The sequence below is a fragment of the Burkholderia ubonensis subsp. mesacidophila genome (assembly GCF_002097715.1).
Classification (GTDB): Bacteria; Pseudomonadota; Gammaproteobacteria; order Burkholderiales; family Burkholderiaceae; genus Burkholderia; species Burkholderia mesacidophila.
Window position 1 is genome coordinate 2860517 of sequence record NZ_CP020738.1, and the last position, 20481, is coordinate 2880997.

Sequence of the window (20481 nt, forward strand, 5' to 3'; positions counted from 1 at the left end):
GTTGCAGGCGGTCAGCCCCGCGGCCGATGCCGCGAAAAGCCGGTGCTGGAACGGAGAAGGCGGCCGGACAAGGACAACGACAAGTCGCCGGCCGCCGGTCGGTCAGGCCTGCGCGGGCGCGGCCTTGACGCGGAACAGCTGCTTGAGGCCCGCGAACAGCGGCGCCTTCACGGTGCCCGGCGCGCGGCCGAAGCTCTCGGTGATGCGGTCGAGGATGATCGCGAGCAGCACGACCGACAGGCCGCTTTCGAAGCCCAGGCCGATGTCGAGACGCTGGATGCTGGCGAGCACGTCGTTGCCGAGGCCGCCCGCGCCGACCATCGACGCGATGATCACCATCGACAGCGCCATCATGATCGTCTGGTTCACGCCCTGCATGATCGACGGCAGCGCGTTCGGGAACTGCACCTTGTACAGCAGCTGCCACGGTGTGCAGCCGAATGCCTGGCCGGCTTCGACGATCTCGCGGTTCACGTGGCGGATGCCGAGGCTCGTGAGGCGCACGGCCGGCGGCATCGCGAAGATCACCGTCGACAGGATCCCCGGCACGCGGCCGAGACCGAACAGCATCGCGGCCGGAATCAGGTAGACGAAGGCCGGCATCGTCTGCATCAGGTCGAGGATCGGACGCACGGTCGCGGCGACCCACTTGCTCTTCGCGGCCCAGATGCCGAGCGGGATGCCGAGCACGAGGCTGATGATCGTCGACGACAGCGTGAGGCCGAGCGTGATGACCGTCTGATCCCAGAAGCCCGTCGCGAAGATCAGGAGCAGCGACGCGGTGGTGAACAGCGCGAAACGCCAGCCCACGCGCCACAGTCCGACGCCGATGAAGATCGCCATCATCAGCCACATCGGGATTGCCTGCAGGCTGTGCTCGACGAATGCCGCGAGACCCTCGATCGCTTGACCGATCGCGTCGAACGTCTTCGCGTCGTGGTCGAGCAGGTAGTGAACGGACTGGTCGACCCAGCTGCCGAGCGGAATCATTTCAGACATGGGAGCCTCGCGAACGCGTGATGGCCTTCAGGATGAGCGCACGATCGACCGAGCCGCAGTAGCAGCCGTCGTCGTCGACGACGGGCAATGCATTCGGGCTCGCAACCACACGCGCGACGACATGTTCGAGCGACGCATCGCGCCGGATGCTCTCGATCGGCCGCACGGACGGCGCGGCCTGACCGATCGCGTCGCGCGTGACGAAGCCGCGGATCTTGCGCTCGGCGTCGAGCACGAACGCGTATTCGGCGCTGCCGTTCAGCGTCGCCGCGACGTTCGCGGCATCGAACTTCGACACGATCGGCACGGCGCCCGTCTGCATCAGGTCGCCGGCAGTCAGGTAGCGGCTCGTGTCGATGCCGTCGAAGAACGCGCGCACGTAGTCGTCGGCCGGGTTCGCGATGATGTCCTGCGGCGTGCCGACCTGCACGAGGCGCCCGCCCTCCATGATCGCGATCCGGTTGCCGATGCGCAGCGCTTCCTCCAGATCGTGCGACACGAACATGATCGTGCGGCGCTGCTCCTTCTGCAGCTGCAACAACACATCCTGCATTTCCCTGCGCTTCAGCGGATCGAGCGCGGAGAACGCCTCGTCCATGATCATCAGCGACGGGTTCACCGCGAGCGCGCGCGCGAGGCCGACGCGCTGCTGCATGCCGCCCGACAGCTCGGACGGCAGCTTGTGCGAGAACGGCGCGAGGCCAACCTGCTCGAGCACCTCCATCGCGCGCCGTTCGCGCTCCTTCTTCCCGACGCCCGCGACCTCGAGGCCGAACGCGGCATTCGACACCACGGTGCGATGCGGCATCAGCGCGAACGACTGGAACACCATGCTCATGTCCTTGCGGCGCAGCGCGGTGAGCGCCGAGCGGCGCGCCGACGCGACGTCAAGGCCGTCGATCGTCACCTTGCCGGCGCTCGGGTCGACCAGCCGGTTCACGAGGCGGATCAGCGTCGATTTGCCGGAGCCGGACAGGCCCATCAGCACGAAAATTTCGCCTTCCTGCACGTCGAACGATACGTTGTGCACGCCGACCACCTGGCCCGTGCGCTTGAGCACTTCGTCCTTCGTCGCGCCGGCGGCGAGCATGTCGAGCGCCTGCTGCGGATTGCTTCCAAATACCTTGCACAGACCTTCGACCACGACCTTGGGGGCATCCATCGAAACCTTCTCCTCGTGTAGCGGGGACTCACGCGTGTCACAGCGTGCCTACATAGTTGCCAGAAAAAACCCCGGCCTGCCGACGAATTACGACAAACGCTTGCGCAAATACGACACGGGGGAAAGACGGCGTCCGGCCGCGCCGGGCGGGTCGGCGCGGCCGGCGCGGGCGGTTTGCGGCGGCGCAAAACGCGTGTCGCCCTGACTGGCGGACATCGCGAGCAGAACTTGTGCGGAGCAACGTGCCGCGGATTCGGCTGCGGCGGGCGCGAAATCGCATCGGCCGCGCGTCGCTTTCGGACAAATCCGCGTCCGATCGGGTCAGATCGGTTCGCGCCGCACCGGGCTGGTGCGCGACGGCGAGCCGGCACGCGTCGCAACCCGATCGTATGAAGAGCACTTGCCCGTGCGGAAACGGGCGCGTCCGCCGAGTCCGCCGACATGCTTCGGGTTCCTTCCGGCCTGGGCACGTGTCTTTACGGCGTCTTTATCCGGCACACGCAATTCTTTCGACGCTCGCAATGCGCGACTGCGTACAGTCGATCACATCGGAACAACGATGCGCAGACATGCAGGAAACACACTCGCCGGGCAAGCGCCCGGTTTCGCCACTGAATGTCCTAGTCGTCGCGGCCGCCCTTTCGCTGGCGGCCGTCGCATCGCCCGCCAGCGCCGACAGCGCGGCGCCGGTCTCGTCCGTCACGCCCGCCGCCCCCATCGCCGGCAGCGCGCCGGACGCGACGTTCATCCCCGCGCTCGACGCGATCGCCGCGACGCTGCGCGACCGTTTTCACGTTGCGTACGCCGAGGCGCGAACCATCGCGCATGCGGTGCAGACCGAATCGGAGCGTTACGGGCTCGCGCCGGCGCTGCTGCTCGCGATCATCGCGGTCGAATCGAGCTTCGACCGCCATGCGGTCAGCGGCGCGGGCGCGCGCGGGCTCATGCAGGTGCTGCCCGCGTCGCACCGCGATCTCGTCGCGCACGTGAAGGACCTGTCCGATCCCGCGACCAACGTGCGGATCGGCGCGGCGATCTTCCGCGGCTATCTCGACGATGAAGACGGCGACATCGAAGCCGCGCTCGTGCGCTACAACGGCGGCACGAAACGCTACGCGCAGCGCGTCGTGCTGCGCGTGCAGCAGTTCGACGCGCAGTTGCGCCGGACGGCCGGCGAGCCGGGCGCTACCGGCAATCCGTGAACGGCCTGACGGCTCGACGACTGCGCGCTACGCGCCGCCGACCAGCCGATAGCCGATCCCCGCCTCGGTGACGATCAGCGCCGGCCGGCGCGGGTCGCGCTCGAGCTTGCGGCGCAGATGCCCGACGTAGACCCGCAGATAGTGCGGGTCCTTCTCGTGCGCGGCCCCCCAGACTTCATTCAGCAGGCGGTCCTGCGTCATCAGCTGTCCGGCGTGATGCGCGAGCGCGGCCAGCAGCCGGTACTCGATCGGGCTCAGATGCACGCGCACGCCGTCGCGCAGCACCTGCCGGTCGCCGAAGTCGACCGTCACGTCGCCGAAGCACACTCGTGCGTCGCCGATGCGCCCGCCGCCGGCCTGGCGCCGCAGGTGGGCCCGAATCCGCGCGATCAGCTCGGCGGCTCCGAACGGCTTGGTCAGGTAATCGTCCGCGCCGGCATCGAGCGCGGCGACCTTGTCGGCCTCCGCGCTCAGCGCCGACAGCACGATCAGCGGGGCGATCGACTGGCCGCGCAGCGCGCGGATCAGCGCGACGCCGCCGACATCGGGCACGCTCGTATCCGCGACGATCAGGTCGGGACGGTGCGCGGCGACCGCCGCGATACCTTGCGCACCCGTCGCGGCCTCGCACACGTGCATGTGCTCGGCCTTCAGCGCCGCATGCACGAAATGCCGGATGAAGCGGTCGTCGTCCACGACGACGACCACGACGGCCGGCTCGCTCATGCCCATCCGCACGCAACCAGCACCATGTCGATCAGCTTGATGAACGGGAACGGCAGCAGCACGCCGCCGAGGCCGTAGACCAGCAGGTTGCGGCGCAACAGCGGCGCGGCGCCGAGCGGCCGGTAGCGCACGCCCTTCAGCGCGAGCGGAATCAGCGCGACGATGATCAGCGCGTTGAAGATCACCGCCGACAGGATCGCGGACGACGGCGACGCCAGGTGCATCACGTCGAGCACGCGCAACTGCGGATAGGTCGTCGCGAACGCGGCCGGGATGATCGCGAAATACTTCGCGATGTCGTTCGCGATCGAGAACGTCGTCAGCGAGCCGCGCGTCATCAGCATCTGCTTGCCGATCTCGACGATCTCGATCAGCTTGGTCGGGTTCGAGTCGAGGTCGACCATGTTGCCCGCCTCCTTCGCCGCCTGCGTGCCGCTGTTCATCGCGACCGCGACGTCCGCCTGCGCGAGCGCCGGCGCGTCGTTGGTGCCGTCGCCCGTCATCGCGACGAGGCGGCCCGCCGCCTGGTGCTCGCGGATCGTCGTCAGCTTGGCTTCCGGCGTCGCTTCCGCGAGGAAGTCGTCGACCCCGGCCTCCGCCGCGATCGCCGCCGCCGTCAGCCGGTTGTCGCCCGTCACCATCACGGTCTTGATGCCCATCTTGCGCAGCTCCGCGAAGCGCTCCTTGATGCCGCCCTTCACGATGTCCTTCAGCTCGATCACGCCGAGCACGCGCGCCGCGCCGTTGCGCAGCTCCGCGACCACGAGCGGCGTGCTGCCGCGCCGCGCAACGTCGGTCACGAGCGTATCCACTTCATGCGCGACACGCCCGCCGTGGGTCTCCACGTAATGCCTGACCGCGTCGGCCGCGCCCTTGCGGATCTCGCGCCCCGGCAGGTCGACGCCGCTCATCCGCGTCTGTGCGCTGAACGACAGGAACACCGCATGCAGCGCACGCATGTCGCGCTCGCGCAGGTTGAAGCGCTCCTTCGCGAGCACGACGATGCTGCGGCCTTCCGGCGTCTCGTCGGCGAGCGACGACAGTTGCGCCACATCGGCGAGCGCTTCCTCCGTCACGCCCGGCGCCGGCATGAACGCCGACGCCTGACGGTTGCCGAGCGTGATCGTGCCGGTCTTGTCGAGCAGCAGCACGTCGACGTCGCCCGCCGCTTCCACCGCGCGGCCCGACGTCGCGATCACGTTCGCCTGCATCATCCGGCTCATGCCCGCCACGCCGATCGCCGACAGGAGGCCGCCGATCGTCGTCGGGATCAGGCACACGAGCAGCGCGACGAGCGCGGTGATCGTCACGACGTGCCCCGCCTTCATCGCCTCCACCGAGAACATCGAGAACGGCAGCAGCATCGCGGTCGCGAGCAGCATCACGATCGTCAATGCGACGAGCAGGATCGTCAGCGCGATCTCGTTCGGCGTCTTCTGGCGCTTCGCGCCTTCGACCATCGCGATCATCCGGTCGAGGAACGCCTCGCCCGGGTTCGCGGTGACCTCGACGACGATCCAGTCGGACAGCACGCGCGTGCCGCCCGTGACCGACGAGAAGTCGCCGCCCGACTCGCGGATCACCGGCGCGGATTCCCCGGTGATCGCCGATTCGTCGACCGACGCGACGCCTTCGATCACTTCGCCGTCGGCGGGAATCGTGTCGCCGGTCTCGACGAGCACGAAATCGCCTCGACGCAGGTCGGTGGAGCCCATCACCTCGACGGCGGCCGTCGCGTGCGGCCCAGCGAGCTTCTTCGCGACGACGTTGTGCTTCACGCTGCGCAGCGACGCGGCCTGCGCCTTCGAGCGGCCTTCGGCGAGCGCCTCCGCGAAGTTCGCGAACAGCACCGTGAACCACAGCCACAGCGCGATCGCGACGATGAAGCCGGCCGGCGCCTCGGCCTGGCCGACGAGCGCGGCGAACCAGAGGAGCGTGGTCAGGATGCTGCCGACGTACACGCAGAACATCACCGGGTTGCGGAACTGCGTGCGCGGCGTGAGCTTGCGGAACGCATCGGCGAGCGCGGGCCGCACGATCGCGGGATCGAACATCGAGTGCGCGGCGGTGCGCGCCTGCCCGAGATTGTCGGGACGATGACCGGTCGTTGGAGCAAGGGACATGGCGATCTCCTCGTGCCGCGGCAAAGTGCGCGGCATCGGATTCCACACCAACCATCCTAGACAGGCCCGCGTGAAAATCGCGGTAAAGGCGTCACGCGAAACGTAAACATCGCGTAAAAGCGGACGCGGGCGACCGAGCGCCGGCGCTTACTTCAGCGCGATGCGCCCGTGCACCCGCGCGCGCCACGGCGACGAACGCCAGCTGGCCGCGCCCGCGGCGCGGCGCGCCGCCATCCGCGCGCACGGGCGGGCCCGCATGCCATCCCGGGCCATCGCGGCGACGCGCGACCGCAGCACGTAGGCGATGCGCCGCACGGCCGCCACGCGCACCGCCATCTGCGACGCGGGCGACACCCGCCGCGCCAGCATCGCGACCGGCCGCTTGCACAGGATCGCGCTGTCGTAGCGCTTGCCGGTGAACGTCACGACGTCGACGATCTCGAACCCCTGCGAGCGATAGAACGCGAGCAGGTGCGACGCCGGCTGCGGCGTGTCGAGCGCCAGCAGCGTATAGCCGCGCGTCGCGGCCCATTGCTCGGCGAACGACAGCAGCATCGCGCCGACGCCGCGGCCCTGCCAGTCCGGATCGACCGCGACCTGCCGCACGCTCGCGACCGTGTCTTGGCGGTACAGCGAGCAGGCCGACGCCGGATCGGTCGCATACAGCGTCATCGTGCCGATCACGCGGCCGCCGCTGACCGCGACGAAACACTCGCCTGCCTCCGCGCGCCGACGCGTGATGTCTTCGGCCTGGTCGACGCAGGTGCAGTTCAAGCCCATCGCGCCGAGCCGCGCGAACGCACGGTGCAGCATGTCGGTGAGCAGCGCATAGCCGTCGAACGCAGGATCGAAGCGCCGCACGACGACGCGCTCGGCGCGTGGCGCCGGCGGCGTGACGTGCAGGCGTTCGATGACTTCGTCCGAGGATGTCGACATGGCTTGGCTCCTTCGCTTCGTTGCCCGAAGTCTATGAGCGCCGGCTTTTCCGTCGCAAGAAAAAATGTCGTAAAAGTTGCGTCGCGCGTGGTCGTCGCCTGCCCGATTGACGGGCCGATTGACAGCCCGATCCCTGCGATCCAGACTCGAGCGTCCTCGCCCGCTCGCACACGCCCATGATCACTTGCTACATTCGCTACGTCGTCGACCCGTACAAGCTGGACCAGTTCGAGACCTACGGAAAGATGTGGATCCCGCTGGTCGAGAAGTTCGGCGGCACGCACCACGGCTACTTCCTGCCGTCCGAAGGCGCGAGCGACATCGCACTGGCGATGTTCTCGTTCCCGAGCCTCGCCGCCTACGAAACCTACCGGCAGCGCTCGAAGGAAGACGAGGCGTGCCTCGCCGCGTTCCGGTACGCGGAAGAAACCCGGTGCATCGTCAGCTACGAGCGCAGCTTCTTCCGGCCGGTATTCGAGTAAGCGCGCATCGAAGACGCCGCCCGGACGAAAAAAAAGCCCCGCCTGCATTCGCGCCGGCGGGGCCAACCCATGTCAGTAGAGACATCATGGAGGAGACGGAGCCATCATATCGACGGCCCGCCGCGCTCCCAACCAAGCATTTCTGCTATCGATCTGCGCCGCCGCGCACGCGATTCACCGGGCCGCGCGGCATATCGATAGAACGAAAAGTCGTTTTCAGACTGGCGGCGGGGTCGTTACCATGCAGCTTTTAAGCCCGTGTTTAAGCCTGTGCTGAGCCGGGCACCCGATCCCCGAGGAGCGCCCCTTGACTGCATTCGATCAACACCGCCGGCCGTTCGTCGTCGGCATCGGCGGCACCACCCGCGCGGCCTCGTCCACCGAGCGCGCGCTGACGTTCGCGCTGCGCGGCGCGCAGGCGGCCGGCGCCCGCACCCGCCTGTTCGACGGTCCGTTCCTGCACACGCTGCCGCACTACGCGCCCGAACACAATGCGCTGACCGACGCGCAGCGCGAGCTGATCGACACCGTGCGCGAAGCCGACGCGATCATCATCGCGACGCCCGGCTATCACGGCGGCGTGTCGGGCCTCGTCAAGAACGCGCTCGACACGCTCGAGGAACTGCGCGCCGACCAGCGGCCCTATCTCGACGGCCGCGCGGTCGGCCTGATCGTGACCGCGTATGGCTGGCAGGCCGCCGGCACCGTGCTGACGTCGCTGCGCTCGATCGTCCATGCGCTGCGCGGCTGGCCGACGCCGTTCGGCGCGACCGTGAACACGCTCGAGACGCGCTTCGAGAGCGCCGACAGCTGCTCGGATCCAAAAGTCGTCGCACAGCTCGAGACGGTCGGCACGCAAGCCGCCGAATTCGCGCTCGCGTTCGCGTCGCATCGCGCGGCGTCGCATGCGGCATCGGTCGACGCGCTCGCGCCGGTGCTGAAGATCGCCAACCAGTAACCCGTTCTCTTTCCCCGCCCGCGCCCGGCGGCTCGCCCGCGCGCGGGCGGCGCGCATCCGGCGCCGCCGGCCACCGTACGCACGGCCGTCCACGGTCGATAACGATTCAGCCCACCGCGTGATTTGCATTGGCCGAAAGATTGGTTCACGCCGGTCGCGGGTTTTCGTACGCTGAAAGCCCGAACCCTCTTCGAGCGCGCCATGATTCGCACGATCCGCTACAAGGGCTACGAAGTCGCGCCCGCCGCCGCGCGGCTGCCGAACGGCCTGTTCGCCGCCAACCTGACGATCGAAAAAGCGAGCGGCGGCCCGTCGCGCGCCGTCACGTTCGACGCGATCGATTTCTTCTTCGAGGAGGAGCACGCGCTCGCCTATGCGTCCCGCTGGGGCCGCCTGTGGGTGGACGCGCACGCTTGACCTGCGTCACGCGGCGCACGCATGGCTGAACCAAAATACGCGAATACCGGAGCTATGGGAGACTCTCTCACTCCGTAATCGCGATAACAATGCCATGACTGATACGCTGCAGCGCGAGCAGGCAGCAGATCATGCAATGCGCAACTGGACCTTCGAGAGGCAAGGTCCGGTGAAAATCGGTTCCGATGCGCACAAGCAGATGTTCTGCCGCATGCTGCTCGACACACACAACCCGTACAAGCCGGCCGTCCTCGACTGGCCGCCGCTCAAGCTCGAAGCGCTCGAGCGGCTCACGTCGCTGCCGATCTGGGACATCGCGGTGCAGACGGAAGGCCGCGCGTCGATTCGCGTCGCGACGTTCGCGTCGACCATCCGCGACCCGCTGCTGAAGCAGGCGCTCGACATGGACGGCGGCGAGGAAGCGCGCCACAAGGTCGTGCTGTCGAAGCTGGTCGACGCGTACGGCATCAAGCTTGCGCCGGAACCCGCCTATCCCGCGCCGAAGGACGCCGAATGGGCGTGGATGGTGACGGGCTTCAGCGAGTGCATCGACAGCTTCTTCGCGTTCGGCCTGTTCCGCACCGCGCAGCGTTCCGGCTTTTTCCCGGAAGCGCTCGTCGAGACCTTCGAGCCGGTGATCCAGGAAGAAGGCCGGCACATCCTGTTCTTCGTCAACTGGTACGCATGGTACTGGCGCAACATGGCGTGGTGGCGCCGGCCGTGGCTCTTTGCGAAGGTCGCCGCCGTGTGGGCGTTCCTGATCTGGGAACGGATCGGCATCGCACGCGGCATCGACGCCGACGGCGTCGCGCACGATGCGAACTTTTCGGCGACCGGCCACGCGGCAGTCGGCGACGCGCTCGATCCGCGCGAGCTGATCGAACTGTGCCTCGCCGAGAATGACCGGCGGATGGCCGGCTACGACAAGCGGCTGCTGCGGCCGATGTTCGTGCCGCGGATGACGCGCTTCGCGCTGCGGTTCATCCGGAAATAGCGTCGGATGTGGTGCGCGGCGTCTCGGCGCGATGATCGGTTTCGATTGTCGGCCGGCCGCCTCGCGATGCCGCCACCGCCTGCGTGAAGGTGGGCCGAGCGAATCAGCCCCCGTGACGCAACATCCCGCCGCATGCGGCAGCCCTTTCTTCACGCTTCATGTCCCGCCCCATCTACGCGGAACCGTCGGACTGCGACTTGCCGCATCCGGGGCCCGATCCGATCGGTCAGGACACGCCCGCCCGTCCTGACGGCGCCCCGCTGCCGCTGGGCGGCGGCTGCCGCGAACGCCGGCGCCGAATCGTGAGGTGCCAATTACCTCCACAATTCCGCTGATTGTTGAGGAATCTCAATAGCCCACACCCCAAAGAATTCGAAACGGACATGCAGCCGCGAAAGCTCGCGTCCGACCTCTTTTTTTTGCCTGCCCACGATCAGTCCGCTGCCCGCACCGCCCCGCCAGACGGGCGCATCCCGGCGATGCGCAATGCGCAGAACGGCATAGCCGAATTGTCGCCCCTCACGAATTTCCCATTTCATATTTTCACCAAAAAATCAAAATCAAAACAAACAAAAACATACTATTAATAACTTAACTTAAACAACCACCAAGCCATCTAAATTCCATTTTTTAACATTACAAACACACAACACGGCAAGCAAGGCGCAAACGTTTTCCATTTCATTTGTCTTACTTTATCGCCATGGCGCTTGTCCATCCATCGACACCACCATCGCCAACACATTGATATACAAGGCTATCGCGCACCAAGACGTCACACTGAATGCCTTTCATTTTGCATTCTTACGATTTAAAGATTCCTGACGATTCAATCGTCACCCTCACCACTTATTAACCAAATTTCAACTTTCTCGCGCACCAATTTTTCACTTTTTAGCAATCTCTAAAATCCACCTCAAATAAACTCCGATCACATTTTTTGAGATTGCACGAGCGCACGGCATATTCATCTAACGAAAGAGCCCGGTGTGTTGCGTGATTATTTGGAGGTAGTTGGTTATGAACCGCGCATACCGCTCGATCTGGAACGAATCGCTCGGCACCTGGGTCGCCGCATCGGAGCTCGACTCGGCTCACGGCAAAGGCAAACGCTCGGCCTCGGTCAAGCTGCTGGTCAGCCTGCTGCTCGCAACGTTGGCGCCTGCCGGGTATGCGTCGACCTACACCGGATCACTCACCTGCAATAGCGGCGCCGGGACGGTGCTCGGTCATTCGCTTCCGGCCCAGACATCCGGCCCGGTCGATGGCAGCGGCACCTGGTCGAACGTCGCAGGTTGCAATGCCAACGGGGGCGGTTATGGCGTCGGCTTCAACGGCGTGACGTTGTTCGGTTCGTTCGCAACGGCGTCGGGTGACGGCGCCGTCGGGATCGGCCTTGGCACGCTGGCAGCGCAGGGCGCGACCGCGGTCGGCTCCTTTGCCACCGCTTCCGGGACATCCAGCAATGCGTACGGCTTCAATGCAACGGCATCGGCAACGGGAGCGACCGCGCTCGGCAGTTCCTCCACCGCAGCGGGCGTGAACTCGGTCGCCGCCGGCCTGCAGGCGTCGGTCGCGTCGACGGCAACCTCCGGCATCGCGGTGGGCCGCGGCGCGACGGTCAACGGCGCATACGGCATCGCCCAGGGCGACGGCATCGTGTCCGGCGCGACCGGCCAGAACGTCGCGATCGGCTCGAGCGGCACGACGGCCAACAGCGGCACGGCAGCCGGCGGCGCCGTTGCGATCGGTCGCGGCCAGACGGCGTCGGGTGACGGCGCGGTCGCGATCGGCGACCCGAACAGCGCAACCGGCACCGGCGCGCTGGCGGTCGGCGCCAACAACACGTCGAACGGCCAGGGCGCCGTCGCGCTCGGCAACGGCAACTCGGCGACCGGCCTGGGCGCCGTGTCGATCGGCAACGCCAGCACGTCGAACAACAGCTCGGTGGCGATCGGCAATACGGCAACCGCAACCGGCTCGGACGGCTCGGTTGCAATCGGTAGCTCCGCCACCGCGACGGGCCGGGGCGCGATCGCGCTCGGCAACGTCGGCAGTTTCCTGGCCAAGACGCAGGCCACCGGCGTCGACGCGCTTGCGCTCGGCAACGGCGCCACCGCAAGCGGCCCTGCCGGCGCGGTCGCGCTCGGTGCGGCCAGCGTGGCCTCGAACGGCTACGCGACGGCGGTCGGTTCGAATGCAACGGCATCCGGCTCCGGTTCCGTCGCGGTCGCACAGAACGCCAACGCGTCGGCCACGAACGCCATCGCGATGGGCGTCGGCTCGAACGCGAACGTCGCGAACTCGGTTGCCCTCGGCAGCAGCTCGGTGACCACCGCCACCGCGTCGACCGTGACCGGCGGCACCGGCACGGTCAGCAGCACCACGATCGGCACCCAGACGTTCGGCACGTACGCGGGCGCCGCATCGGCGGGCGGCGTGGTCAGCGTCGGCGCGGTGAACGCCGAGCGCCGCATCCAGAACGTCGGCGCCGGCCTGATCAGCGCAACCAGCACGGATGCCATCAACGGCAGCCAGCTCTATGCGGTCGCGAGCACGACGACGTCGAGCATCACGAGCCTGTCGACGTCGGCTTCGACCGGCATCTCGTCGGCCAACAGCTCGATCGTATCGCTCTCCACGTCGGCTTCGACGGGGATCAGCACCGCGCAAAGCGGGGTCAACTCGCTGTCCACGGGCCTGAGCTCGACCAACAGCTCGGTTGCTTCGCTGTCGACTTCGGCTTCGACGGGTATCTCGTCGGCCACCAGCTCGATCGCCTCGCTGTCCACGTCGACCTCGACCGGCGTCAGCTCGCTTTCGACCGGGCTGAGCACGACGAACAGCACGGTGACGTCGCTGTCGACCTCGGCTTCGACGGGCATCAGCACGGCACAGAGCGGCGTCAATTCGCTGTCCACCGGTCTGTCGACTACCAACAGCACGGTCACCTCGCTGTCGACCTCCGCTTCGACCGGCATCAGCACCGCGCAGAGCGGTGTCAATTCGCTGTCCACCGGTCTGTCGACCACCAACAGCACGGTCACCTCGCTTTCGACCTCCGCTTCGACCGGTATCAGTACGGCGCAAAGCGGCGTCAATTCGCTGTCGACGGGTCTGAGTACCACCAACAGCACAGTAACGTCGCTGTCGACGTCGGCGTCGACCGGCATCAGCACGGCGCAGAGCGGCGTCAATTCGTTGTCGACTGGCCTCAGCTCGACCAACAGCTCCGTTGCGTCGCTGTCGACGTCGGCATCGACCGGCATCAGCACGGCGCAAAGCGGCGTCAATTCGCTGTCGACCGGCCTCAGCTCGACCAACAGCTCCGTCGCTTCACTGTCGACTTCGGCTTCGACGGGTATCTCGTCGGCCACCAGCTCGATCGCCTCGCTGTCCACGTCGACCTCGACCGGCGTCAGCTCGCTTTCGACCGGGCTGAGCACGACGAACAGCACGGTGACGTCGCTGTCGACCTCGGCTTCGACGGGCATCAGCACGGCACAGAGCGGTGTCAATTCGCTGTCCACCGGTCTGTCGACTACCAACAGCACGGTCACCTCGCTTTCGACCTCCGCTTCGACCGGTATCAGCACCGCGCAGAGCGGTGTCAACTCGTTGTCCACCGGCCTGAGCTCGACCAACAGCTCCGTCGCTTCGCTGTCGACGTCGACCTCGACCGGCATCAGTTCGCTGTCCACCGGCCTGAGCTCGGTGACGACCACCACCAACAACCTCGGCAACAGCACCGCCGCGGCGCTCGGCGGCGGCTCGACCTACAACCCGGCCACCGGCACGGTCTCGGCACCGTCGTACACCACGTACAACGCGAACGGCACGACGTCCACCGCGAACAGCGTCGGCTCGGCAGTCGACAACATCAACAGCCAGGGCATCAAGTACTTCCACGCGAATTCGACTGCGCCAGACAGCAAGGCCCTCGGCACCAACTCGGTCGCGATCGGCCCGAACGCCGTCGCGAACAACGCAAGCGACGTCGCGCTCGGCAGCGGTTCCGTCACCGCAGCCGCGAATCCGACCGCCAGCGCCACCATCGGCGGCACGAGCTATTCGTTTGCCGGCTCGACCCCGAGCAGCGTCGTCAGCGTCGGCGCAGCCGGCGCCGAGCGCCAGGTCACGAACGTCGCGGCCGGCCAAATTTCCGCCACCAGCACGGATGCCATCAACGGCTCGCAGCTCTACGCGACCAACACCGCGATCAACACGCTGTCGACGTCGACCTCGACGGCCGTGGGCTCGCTGTCGACCGGCCTGAGTTCGAGCTCGTCCGCGCTTTCCTCGCTCTCGACGGGCGTCGGTTCGCTGTCGACGGGCCTGAGCTCGACCAACAGCTCGGTTGCTTCGCTGTCGACCTCGGCTTCGACCGGCATCTCGACGGCCACCAGCTCGATCGCTTCGCTCTCCACGTCGACGTCGACCGGCATCAGCTCGCTGTCGACTTCCGCTTCGACGGGAATCAGCACGGCGCAGAGCGGCGTCAATTCGCTGTCGACCGGCCTCAGCTCGACCAATAGTTCCGTCGCTTCGCTGTCCACCTCCACGTCGACCGGCATCAGCACCGCGCAGAGCGGCGTCAACTCCCTGTCGACCGGCCTGAGCTCGACCAACAGCTCCGTCGCTTCGCTGTCGACCTCGGCTTCGACCGGTATCTCGTCGGCCACCAGCTCGATTGCCTCGCTCTCCACGTCGACGTCGACCGGGATCAGCACCGCGCAAAGCGGCGTCAATTCCCTGTCGACCGGCCTGAGCTCGACCAACAGCTCCGTCACTTCGCTGTCGACTTCGGCTTCGACCGGCATTTCGTCGGCCAACAGCTCGATCGCTTCGCTTTCCACGTCGACCTCGACCGGGATCAGCTCGCTGTCGACTTCCACGTCGACGGGCATCTCGTCGGCCAACAGCTCGATCGCTTCGCTTTCCACCTCGACTTCGACCGGTATCAGCTCGCTGTCGACTTCCGCGTCGACGGGCATCTCGTCGGCTAACAGCTCGATCGTGTCGCTCTCCACGTCGACCTCGACCGGGATCAGCACCGCACAAAGCGGCGTCAACTCCCTGTCGACGGGCCTGAGCTCGACCAACAGCTCTGTCGCCTCGCTGTCCACCTCGACTTCGACCGGCATCAGCTCGCTGTCGACTTCCGCTTCGACCGGCATCTCGTCGGCTAGCAGCTCGATCGCGTCACTGTCAACGTCAACCTCGACCGGCATCAATTCGCTGTCCACCGGCTTGAGCTCGACCGACAGCTCGGTAGCTTCGCTGTCGACCTCCACATCGACCGGCATCAGCACTGCACAAAGTGGCGTCAATTCGCTGTCGACCGGCCTCAGCTCGACCAACAGCTCCGTCGCGTCGCTGTCGACTTCGACTTCGACGGGTATCTCGTCGGCCAACAGCTCGATCGCCTCGCTGTCCACCTCGACTTCGACCGGCATCGGCTCGCTGTCCACCGGCTTGAGCTCGACCGATAGCTCGGTCGTTTCGCTCTCCACCTCGACGTCGACCGGGATCAGCACCGCACAAAGCGGCGTCAATTCCCTGTCGACGGGCCTGAGCTCGACCAACAGCTCTGTCGCCTCGCTGTCGACCTCTGCTTCGACGGGAATCTCGACGGCCACCAGCTCGATCGCTTCGCTGTCCACCTCGACGTCGACCGGCATCGGCTCGTTGTCGACGGGTCTGAGCTCGACCGATAGCTCGGTCGTTTCGCTCTCCACCTCCACGTCGACCGGCATCAGCACCGCACAAAGCGGCGTCAACTCCCTGTCGACGGGCTTGAGCTCGACCAACAGCTCCGTCGCCTCGCTGTCGACCTCCACGTCGACCGGTATCAGCACCGCACAAAGCGGCGTCAATTCCCTGTCGACGGGCCTGAGCTCGACCAACAGCTCTGTCGCCTCGCTGTCCACCTCCACGTCGACCGGTATCTCGACGGCCAACAGCTCGATCGCTTCGCTGTCTACGTCGACCTCGACCGGCATCAGCTCGCTGTCCACCGGCCTGAGCTCGGTGACGACCAACACCAACAACCTCGGCAACAGCACCGCCGCAGCGCTCGGCGGCGGCGCAACGTACAACCCGACGACCGGCACGATCTCGGCCCCGTCGTACACCACGTACAACGCGAACGGCACGACGACCACCGCCAACAGCGTCGGCGCTGCGATCGACAACATCAACAGCCAGGGCATCAAGTACTTCCACGCGAACTCGACCGCACCGGACAGTCAGGCCCTCGGCACCAACTCGGTCGCGATCGGTCCGAACGCCGTCGCGAACAACGCAAGCGACGTCGCGCTCGGCAGCGGGTCGGTCACCGCAGCCGCGAATCCGACCAGCAGCGCGACCATCGGCTCGACGACGTACGGCAACTTCGCCGGCGCCACGCCGTCGAGCGTCGTGAGCGTCGGCAGCGCTGGGGCGGAACGTCAGATCACCAACGTGGCGGCCGGCCGGATCACGTCGTCCAGCACAGACGCGATCAACGGCAGCCAGCTCTACGCAGTCGCAAGCACCACCAATTCGAGCATCACGTCGCTGTCCACGTCGACTTCGACCGGCATCGGCTCGCTGTCCACCGGCCTGTCGAGCACGAACAGCACGGTCGCGTCGCTGTCCTCGACGCTGTCGTCGTCTGACAGCGCGATCGCGTCGCTGTCGACCGGACTCTCGACAACGGACAGCAGCGTGACTTCGCTGTCGACGTCAACTTCGACGGGCATTTCGTCGGCCACGAGCTCGATCGCTTCGCTGTCCACGTCCACCTCGACCGGTATCAGCTCGCTGTCCACTGGCCTCAGCTCGACCAACAGCTCGGTCGCGTCGCTGTCCACCTCGACTTCGACCGGCATCAGCTCGCTGTCGACGGGCCTGAGCTCGACCGACAGCTCCGTCGCGTCCCTGTCGACCTCCACGTCGACCGGCATCTCGACGGCCACCAGCTCGATTGCGTCGCTGTCGACGTCAACTTCGACCGGCATCAGCTCGCTGTCCACCGGCCTCAGCTCGACCGACAGCTCCGTCGCGTCCCTGTCGACTTCCACGTCGACCGGTATCTCGACGGCCACCAGCTCGATTGCCTCGCTGTCCACCTCGACGTCGACGGGCATCAGCTCGCTGTCGACGGGCCTCAGCTCGACTGACAGCTCCGTCGCGTCCCTGTCGACTTCCACGTCGACCGGCATTTCGACGGCCACCAGCTCGATTGCCTCGCTGTCCACGTCCACCTCGACCGGCATCAGCTCGCTTTCGACGGGCCTGAGCTCGACCGACAGCTCCGTCGCGTCCCTGTCGACGTCCACGTCGACCGGCATTTCGACGGCCACCAGCTCGATCGCTTCGCTGTCCACGTCCACCTCGACGGGCATCAACTCGCTGTCGACGGGCCTCAGCTCGACCGACAGTTCCGTCGCGTCCCTGTCGACCTCCACGTCGACCGGTATCTCAACGGCCACCAGCTCGATTGCCTCGCTGTCCACGTCGACCTCGACCGGTATCAGCTCGCTGTCGACCTCCACGTCGACCGGCATCTCGACGGCCACCAGCTCGATTGCCTCGTTGTCCACGTCGACTTCGACCGGCATCAGCTCGCTGTCCACCGGTCTCAGCTCGACCGACAGCTCCGTCGCGTCCCTGTCGACCTCCACGTCGACCGGTATCTCGACGGCCACCAGCTCGATCGTGTCGCTGTCCACGTCGACCTCGACCGGCATCACCTCACTGTCCACCGGTCTCAGCTCGACCAACAGCTCGGTCGCCTCGCTCTCCACGTCGACCTCGACGGGCATCAGCTCGCTGTCGACTGGTTTGAGCTCGACCGACAGCTCGGTTGCGTCCCTGTCGACGTCCACGTCGACGGGCATCTCGACGGCCACCAGCTCGATCGCCTCGCTGTCCACGTCGACCTCGACCGGCATCAGCTCGCTGTCCACCGGCCTGAGCTCGACCAACAGCTCGGTCGCCTCGCTGTCCACGTCCACCTCGACCGGCATCAGCTCGCTGTCGACGGGCCTCAGCTCGACCGACAGCTCCGTCGCGTCCCTGTCGACTTCCACGTCGACCGGTATCTCGACGGCCACCAGCTCGATCGCGTCGCTGTCCACGTCGACTTCGACCGGCATCAACTCGCTGTCTACCGGCCTGAGCTCGACCGATAGTTCGGTCGCCTCGCTGTCGACGTCCACGTCGACCGGCATCTCGACGGCCACCAGCTCGATCGCGTCGCTCTCCACGTCGACTTCGACCGGTATCAGCTCGCTGTCCACCGGCCTGAGCTCGACCGACAGTTCCGTCGCGTCCCTGTCGACTTCCACGTCGACGGGCATCTCGACGGCCACCAGCTCGATCGCGTCGCTGTCCACGTCGACCTCGACCGGCATCAGCTCGCTGTCCACCGGCCTGAGCTCGACCGACAGCTCGGTTGCGTCCCTGTCGACTTCCACGTCGACCGGCATCTCGACGGCCACCAGCTCGATCGCGTCGCTGTCCACGTCGACTTCGACCGGCATCGGCTCGCTGTCCACCGGCCTGAGCTCGACCAACAGCTCCGTCGCTTCGCTGTCCACCTCGACCTCGACCGGCATCGGTTCGCTGTCCACCGGCCTGAGCTCGACCAACAGCACGGTCGCTTCGCTGTCCACCTCGACCTCGACCGGCATCAACTCGCTGTCCACCGGCCTGAGCTCGACCAACAGCACCGTCGCATCGCTGTCCACCTCGACTTCGACCGGCATCGGCTCCCTGTCCACCGGCCTGAGCACGACCGACAGCACCGTCGCGTCGCTGTCGACCTCCACGTCGAGCGGCATCGGCTCGCTGTCCACCGGCCTGTCGTCGACCAACAGCAACCTCACGTCGCTGTCGACGTCGACCTCGACCGCGATCCAGGCCGCGAAGACGCACTACTACAGCGTCAACGACAACGGCACGCAGCAGGCCAACTACAACAACGACGGCGCAACCGGCGTCAACGCCATCGCGGCAGGCGTGAACGCAAGCGCATCGGGCGCGAGCAGCGTCGCGGTCGGCGACGGCGCGAACGCGTCGTCGAACGGCGCGGTCGCCATCGGCCAGAACGCGTCGGCGACAGGCGGCAAGGCCGTGTCGATCGGCGTCGCGAACACGGCGAGCGGTGACGGCGCGGTCGCGATCGGCGATCCGAACGTGGCCACCGGCACCGGCGCGGTCGCGCTCGGCGCGAACAACACGGCGACCGGCAACGGCGCGCTGGCGATCGGCAACGCCAACACGGCGACGGGTAACGGCTCGCTCGCCCTCGGCAACACGGCGACGGCCGCCGGCGCAGGCTCGCTGGCATTCGGCTCGAACGCGGTCGCGAACAACCTCAACGACGTCGCGCTCGGCACGGGCTCCGTCACGGCCGCCGCGAACCCGACGTCGAGCACGACGATCGGCGGCATCACGTACTTCTTCGCGGGCAGCACGCCGACCAGCGTGGTGAGCGTCGGCGCGCCGGGCGCGGAACGCCAGATCACCAACGTCGCCGCGGGCCGCGTGTCGGCCACCAGCACGGACGCGATCAACGGCAGCCAGCTCAACGCGACGAACCTGGCCGTCAACAGCCTGTCGACGGCAACGTCGACGAGCATCGGCTCGCTGTCGACCGGAATCAGCTCGCTGTCCACCGGCCTGAGCTCGACCAACAGCACCGTCGCGTCGCTGTCCACGTCGACGTCGACCAGCATCAGCTCGCTGTCGACGGGCCTGTCGTCGACCAACAGCAACCTCACGTCGCTGTCGACGTCGACCTCGACCGGCCTGACCTCGCTGTCGACGGGCCTCAGCTCGACGAACAGCACCGTGGCGTCGCTGTCGACCGGCGTGACGAACATCAACACCCAGCTGAACCAGCTGTCGACGACGCTGAACAACAACACGACGCGCACGGTGAACAACAACGGCATCGCGGCCGACATGAACGGCACCGGCAGCGACCGCCCGACCGTCACGACGGGCTCGAACTCGGTGGCGATCGGCGCCGCGTCGAACGACAGCAACCGCTCGAACGTGGTCTCGGTCGGCAACGACACCCAGCAGCGCCAGATCATCAACGTCGCGCCGGGCACGCAAGGCACCGATGCGGTCAACGTCAACCAGCTGACCGCGGTGCAGTCGACGCTGTCGACGGCGCTGTCGGGCCAGCAGGCGCAGATCAACAGCCTCGGTTCGCAACTGCAGCAGACCGACCAGATGGCGAAGCAGGGTATCGCGGCCGTCGGCGCGATGGCGTCGATCCCGCAGCTCGACCGCGACGCCAACTTCGGGATGGGTGTCGGCACGTCGACCTTCCTCGGCCAGAAGGCGATGGCGGTCAACATGCAGGCGCGGATCACCGAGAACCTGAAGGCGTCGATCAACGGCGGCTTCAGCGGCGGCCAGAAGGTGATCGGCGCAGGCATGCTGTATCAGTGGAAATAAGCCGAGCCGCGCGGGCCGGGCGCA

The 20481-nt window shown here is 66.8% G+C and carries 11 protein-coding genes and 1 pseudogene; 6 read left to right on the forward strand and 6 right to left on the reverse strand.

Annotated features, from left to right (window positions below; genetic code table 11):
* Window positions 1-102: 102 nt before the first annotated feature.
* Both choW and B7P44_RS30435 read right to left on the reverse strand, forming a co-directional pair.
* The gene (gene choW, locus B7P44_RS30430; protein ID WP_084909553.1) at window positions 103-999 is read right to left on the reverse strand and encodes a choline ABC transporter permease subunit; all 897 of its coding nucleotides are present in this window, start codon (window positions 997-999) and stop codon (window positions 103-105) included.
* A pseudogene (locus B7P44_RS30435) lies at window positions 992-2526 on the reverse strand (quaternary amine ABC transporter ATP-binding protein); the annotation flags it as partial. The gene choW and the pseudogene B7P44_RS30435, both read right to left, overlap by 8 nt.
* A gap of 204 nt (window positions 2527-2730) precedes the next feature.
* Between B7P44_RS30435 and B7P44_RS30440 the strand changes: the two are divergent.
* Window positions 2731-3363 carry a lytic transglycosylase domain-containing protein gene (locus B7P44_RS30440; protein ID WP_084909554.1) on the forward strand — a complete coding sequence of 211 codons (633 nt, stop codon included), beginning with the start codon at window positions 2731-2733 and terminating at the stop codon, window positions 3361-3363.
* Window positions 3364-3390: 27 nt separating this feature from the next.
* Here the strand turns inward: B7P44_RS30440 and B7P44_RS30445 are convergent, their stop codons facing one another.
* From B7P44_RS30445 to B7P44_RS30455, 3 genes are all read right to left on the reverse strand, one after another.
* Window positions 3391-4089 (reverse strand): response regulator, encoded by a 699-nt coding sequence (locus B7P44_RS30445; protein ID WP_084910116.1) that lies wholly within the window; start codon window positions 4087-4089, stop codon window positions 3391-3393.
* Window positions 4086-6143: a potassium-transporting ATPase subunit KdpB gene (gene kdpB / locus B7P44_RS30450; RefSeq protein ID WP_084910117.1), complete on the reverse strand. Its 2058-nt coding sequence runs from the start codon at window positions 6141-6143 to the stop codon at window positions 4086-4088. The genes B7P44_RS30445 and kdpB overlap by 4 nt, the downstream gene beginning before the upstream one ends.
* A 216-nt stretch (window positions 6144-6359) precedes the next feature.
* A complete protein-coding gene (locus B7P44_RS30455) occupies window positions 6360-7148 on the reverse strand; it encodes a GNAT family N-acetyltransferase (protein ID WP_084909555.1) in 789 nt (262 codons plus the stop codon).
* Between the two features lie 176 nt (window positions 7149-7324).
* Between B7P44_RS30455 and B7P44_RS30460 the strand changes: the two genes are divergently transcribed.
* The 4 genes from B7P44_RS30460 (at window position 7325) to B7P44_RS30475 (ending at window position 9999) form a co-directional block, all read left to right on the forward strand.
* Window positions 7325-7630 carry an NIPSNAP family protein gene (locus B7P44_RS30460; protein ID WP_084909556.1) on the forward strand — a complete coding sequence of 102 codons (306 nt, stop codon included), beginning with the start codon at window positions 7325-7327 and terminating at the stop codon, window positions 7628-7630.
* A gap of 307 nt (window positions 7631-7937) precedes the next feature.
* On the forward strand, window positions 7938-8588 hold the full coding sequence (locus B7P44_RS30465; RefSeq protein ID WP_084909557.1) for an NADPH-dependent FMN reductase: 651 nt from the start codon (window positions 7938-7940) through the stop codon (window positions 8586-8588).
* A gap of 201 nt (window positions 8589-8789) precedes the next feature.
* Window positions 8790-9005 (forward strand): hypothetical protein, encoded by a 216-nt coding sequence (locus tag B7P44_RS30470; RefSeq protein ID WP_059609854.1) that lies wholly within the window; start codon window positions 8790-8792, stop codon window positions 9003-9005.
* Between the two features lie 94 nt (window positions 9006-9099).
* Window positions 9100-9999 carry an aminomethyltransferase gene (locus B7P44_RS30475; protein WP_084909558.1) on the forward strand — a complete coding sequence of 300 codons (900 nt, stop codon included), beginning with the start codon at window positions 9100-9102 and terminating at the stop codon, window positions 9997-9999.
* 314 nt (window positions 10000-10313) lie between these two features.
* On the opposite strand, the gene B7P44_RS36855 is transcribed toward B7P44_RS30475, so the two are convergent.
* A complete protein-coding gene (locus B7P44_RS36855; protein WP_133117951.1) occupies window positions 10314-10538 on the reverse strand; it encodes a hypothetical protein in 225 nt (74 codons plus the stop codon).
* Between the two features lie 481 nt (window positions 10539-11019).
* Between B7P44_RS36855 and B7P44_RS36860 the strand changes: the two genes are divergently transcribed.
* Entirely contained in the window at window positions 11020-20457 is a 9438-nt protein-coding gene (locus B7P44_RS36860) for an ESPR-type extended signal peptide-containing protein (RefSeq protein WP_133117953.1), read from the forward strand.
* The last annotated feature ends 24 nt before the right edge of the window (window positions 20458-20481 follow it).

Excerpts from the sequence above, each read along its gene's own strand:
- choW (WP_084909553.1), bottom strand. The coding sequence starts at position 999 with ATGTCTGAAATGATTCCGCTCGGCAGCTGGGTCGACCAGTCCGTTCAC.
- B7P44_RS30440 (WP_084909554.1), top strand. The coding sequence starts at position 2,731 with ATGCAGGAAACACACTCGCCGGGCAAGCGCCCGGTTTCGCCACTGAAT.
- B7P44_RS30445 (WP_084910116.1), bottom strand. The coding sequence starts at position 4,089 with ATGAGCGAGCCGGCCGTCGTGGTCGTCGTCGTGGACGACGACCGCTTC.
- kdpB (WP_084910117.1), bottom strand. The coding sequence starts at position 6,143 with ATGTTCGATCCCGCGATCGTGCGGCCCGCGCTCGCCGATGCGTTCCGC.
- B7P44_RS30455 (WP_084909555.1), bottom strand. The coding sequence starts at position 7,148 with ATGTCGACATCCTCGGACGAAGTCATCGAACGCCTGCACGTCACGCCG.
- B7P44_RS30460 (WP_084909556.1), top strand. The coding sequence starts at position 7,325 with ATGATCACTTGCTACATTCGCTACGTCGTCGACCCGTACAAGCTGGAC.
- B7P44_RS30470 (WP_059609854.1), top strand. The coding sequence starts at position 8,790 with ATGATTCGCACGATCCGCTACAAGGGCTACGAAGTCGCGCCCGCCGCC.
- B7P44_RS30475 (WP_084909558.1), top strand. The coding sequence starts at position 9,100 with ATGACTGATACGCTGCAGCGCGAGCAGGCAGCAGATCATGCAATGCGC.
- B7P44_RS36855 (WP_133117951.1), bottom strand. The coding sequence starts at position 10,538 with ATGAAATGGGAAATTCGTGAGGGGCGACAATTCGGCTATGCCGTTCTG.
- B7P44_RS36860 (WP_133117953.1), top strand. The coding sequence starts at position 11,020 with ATGAACCGCGCATACCGCTCGATCTGGAACGAATCGCTCGGCACCTGG.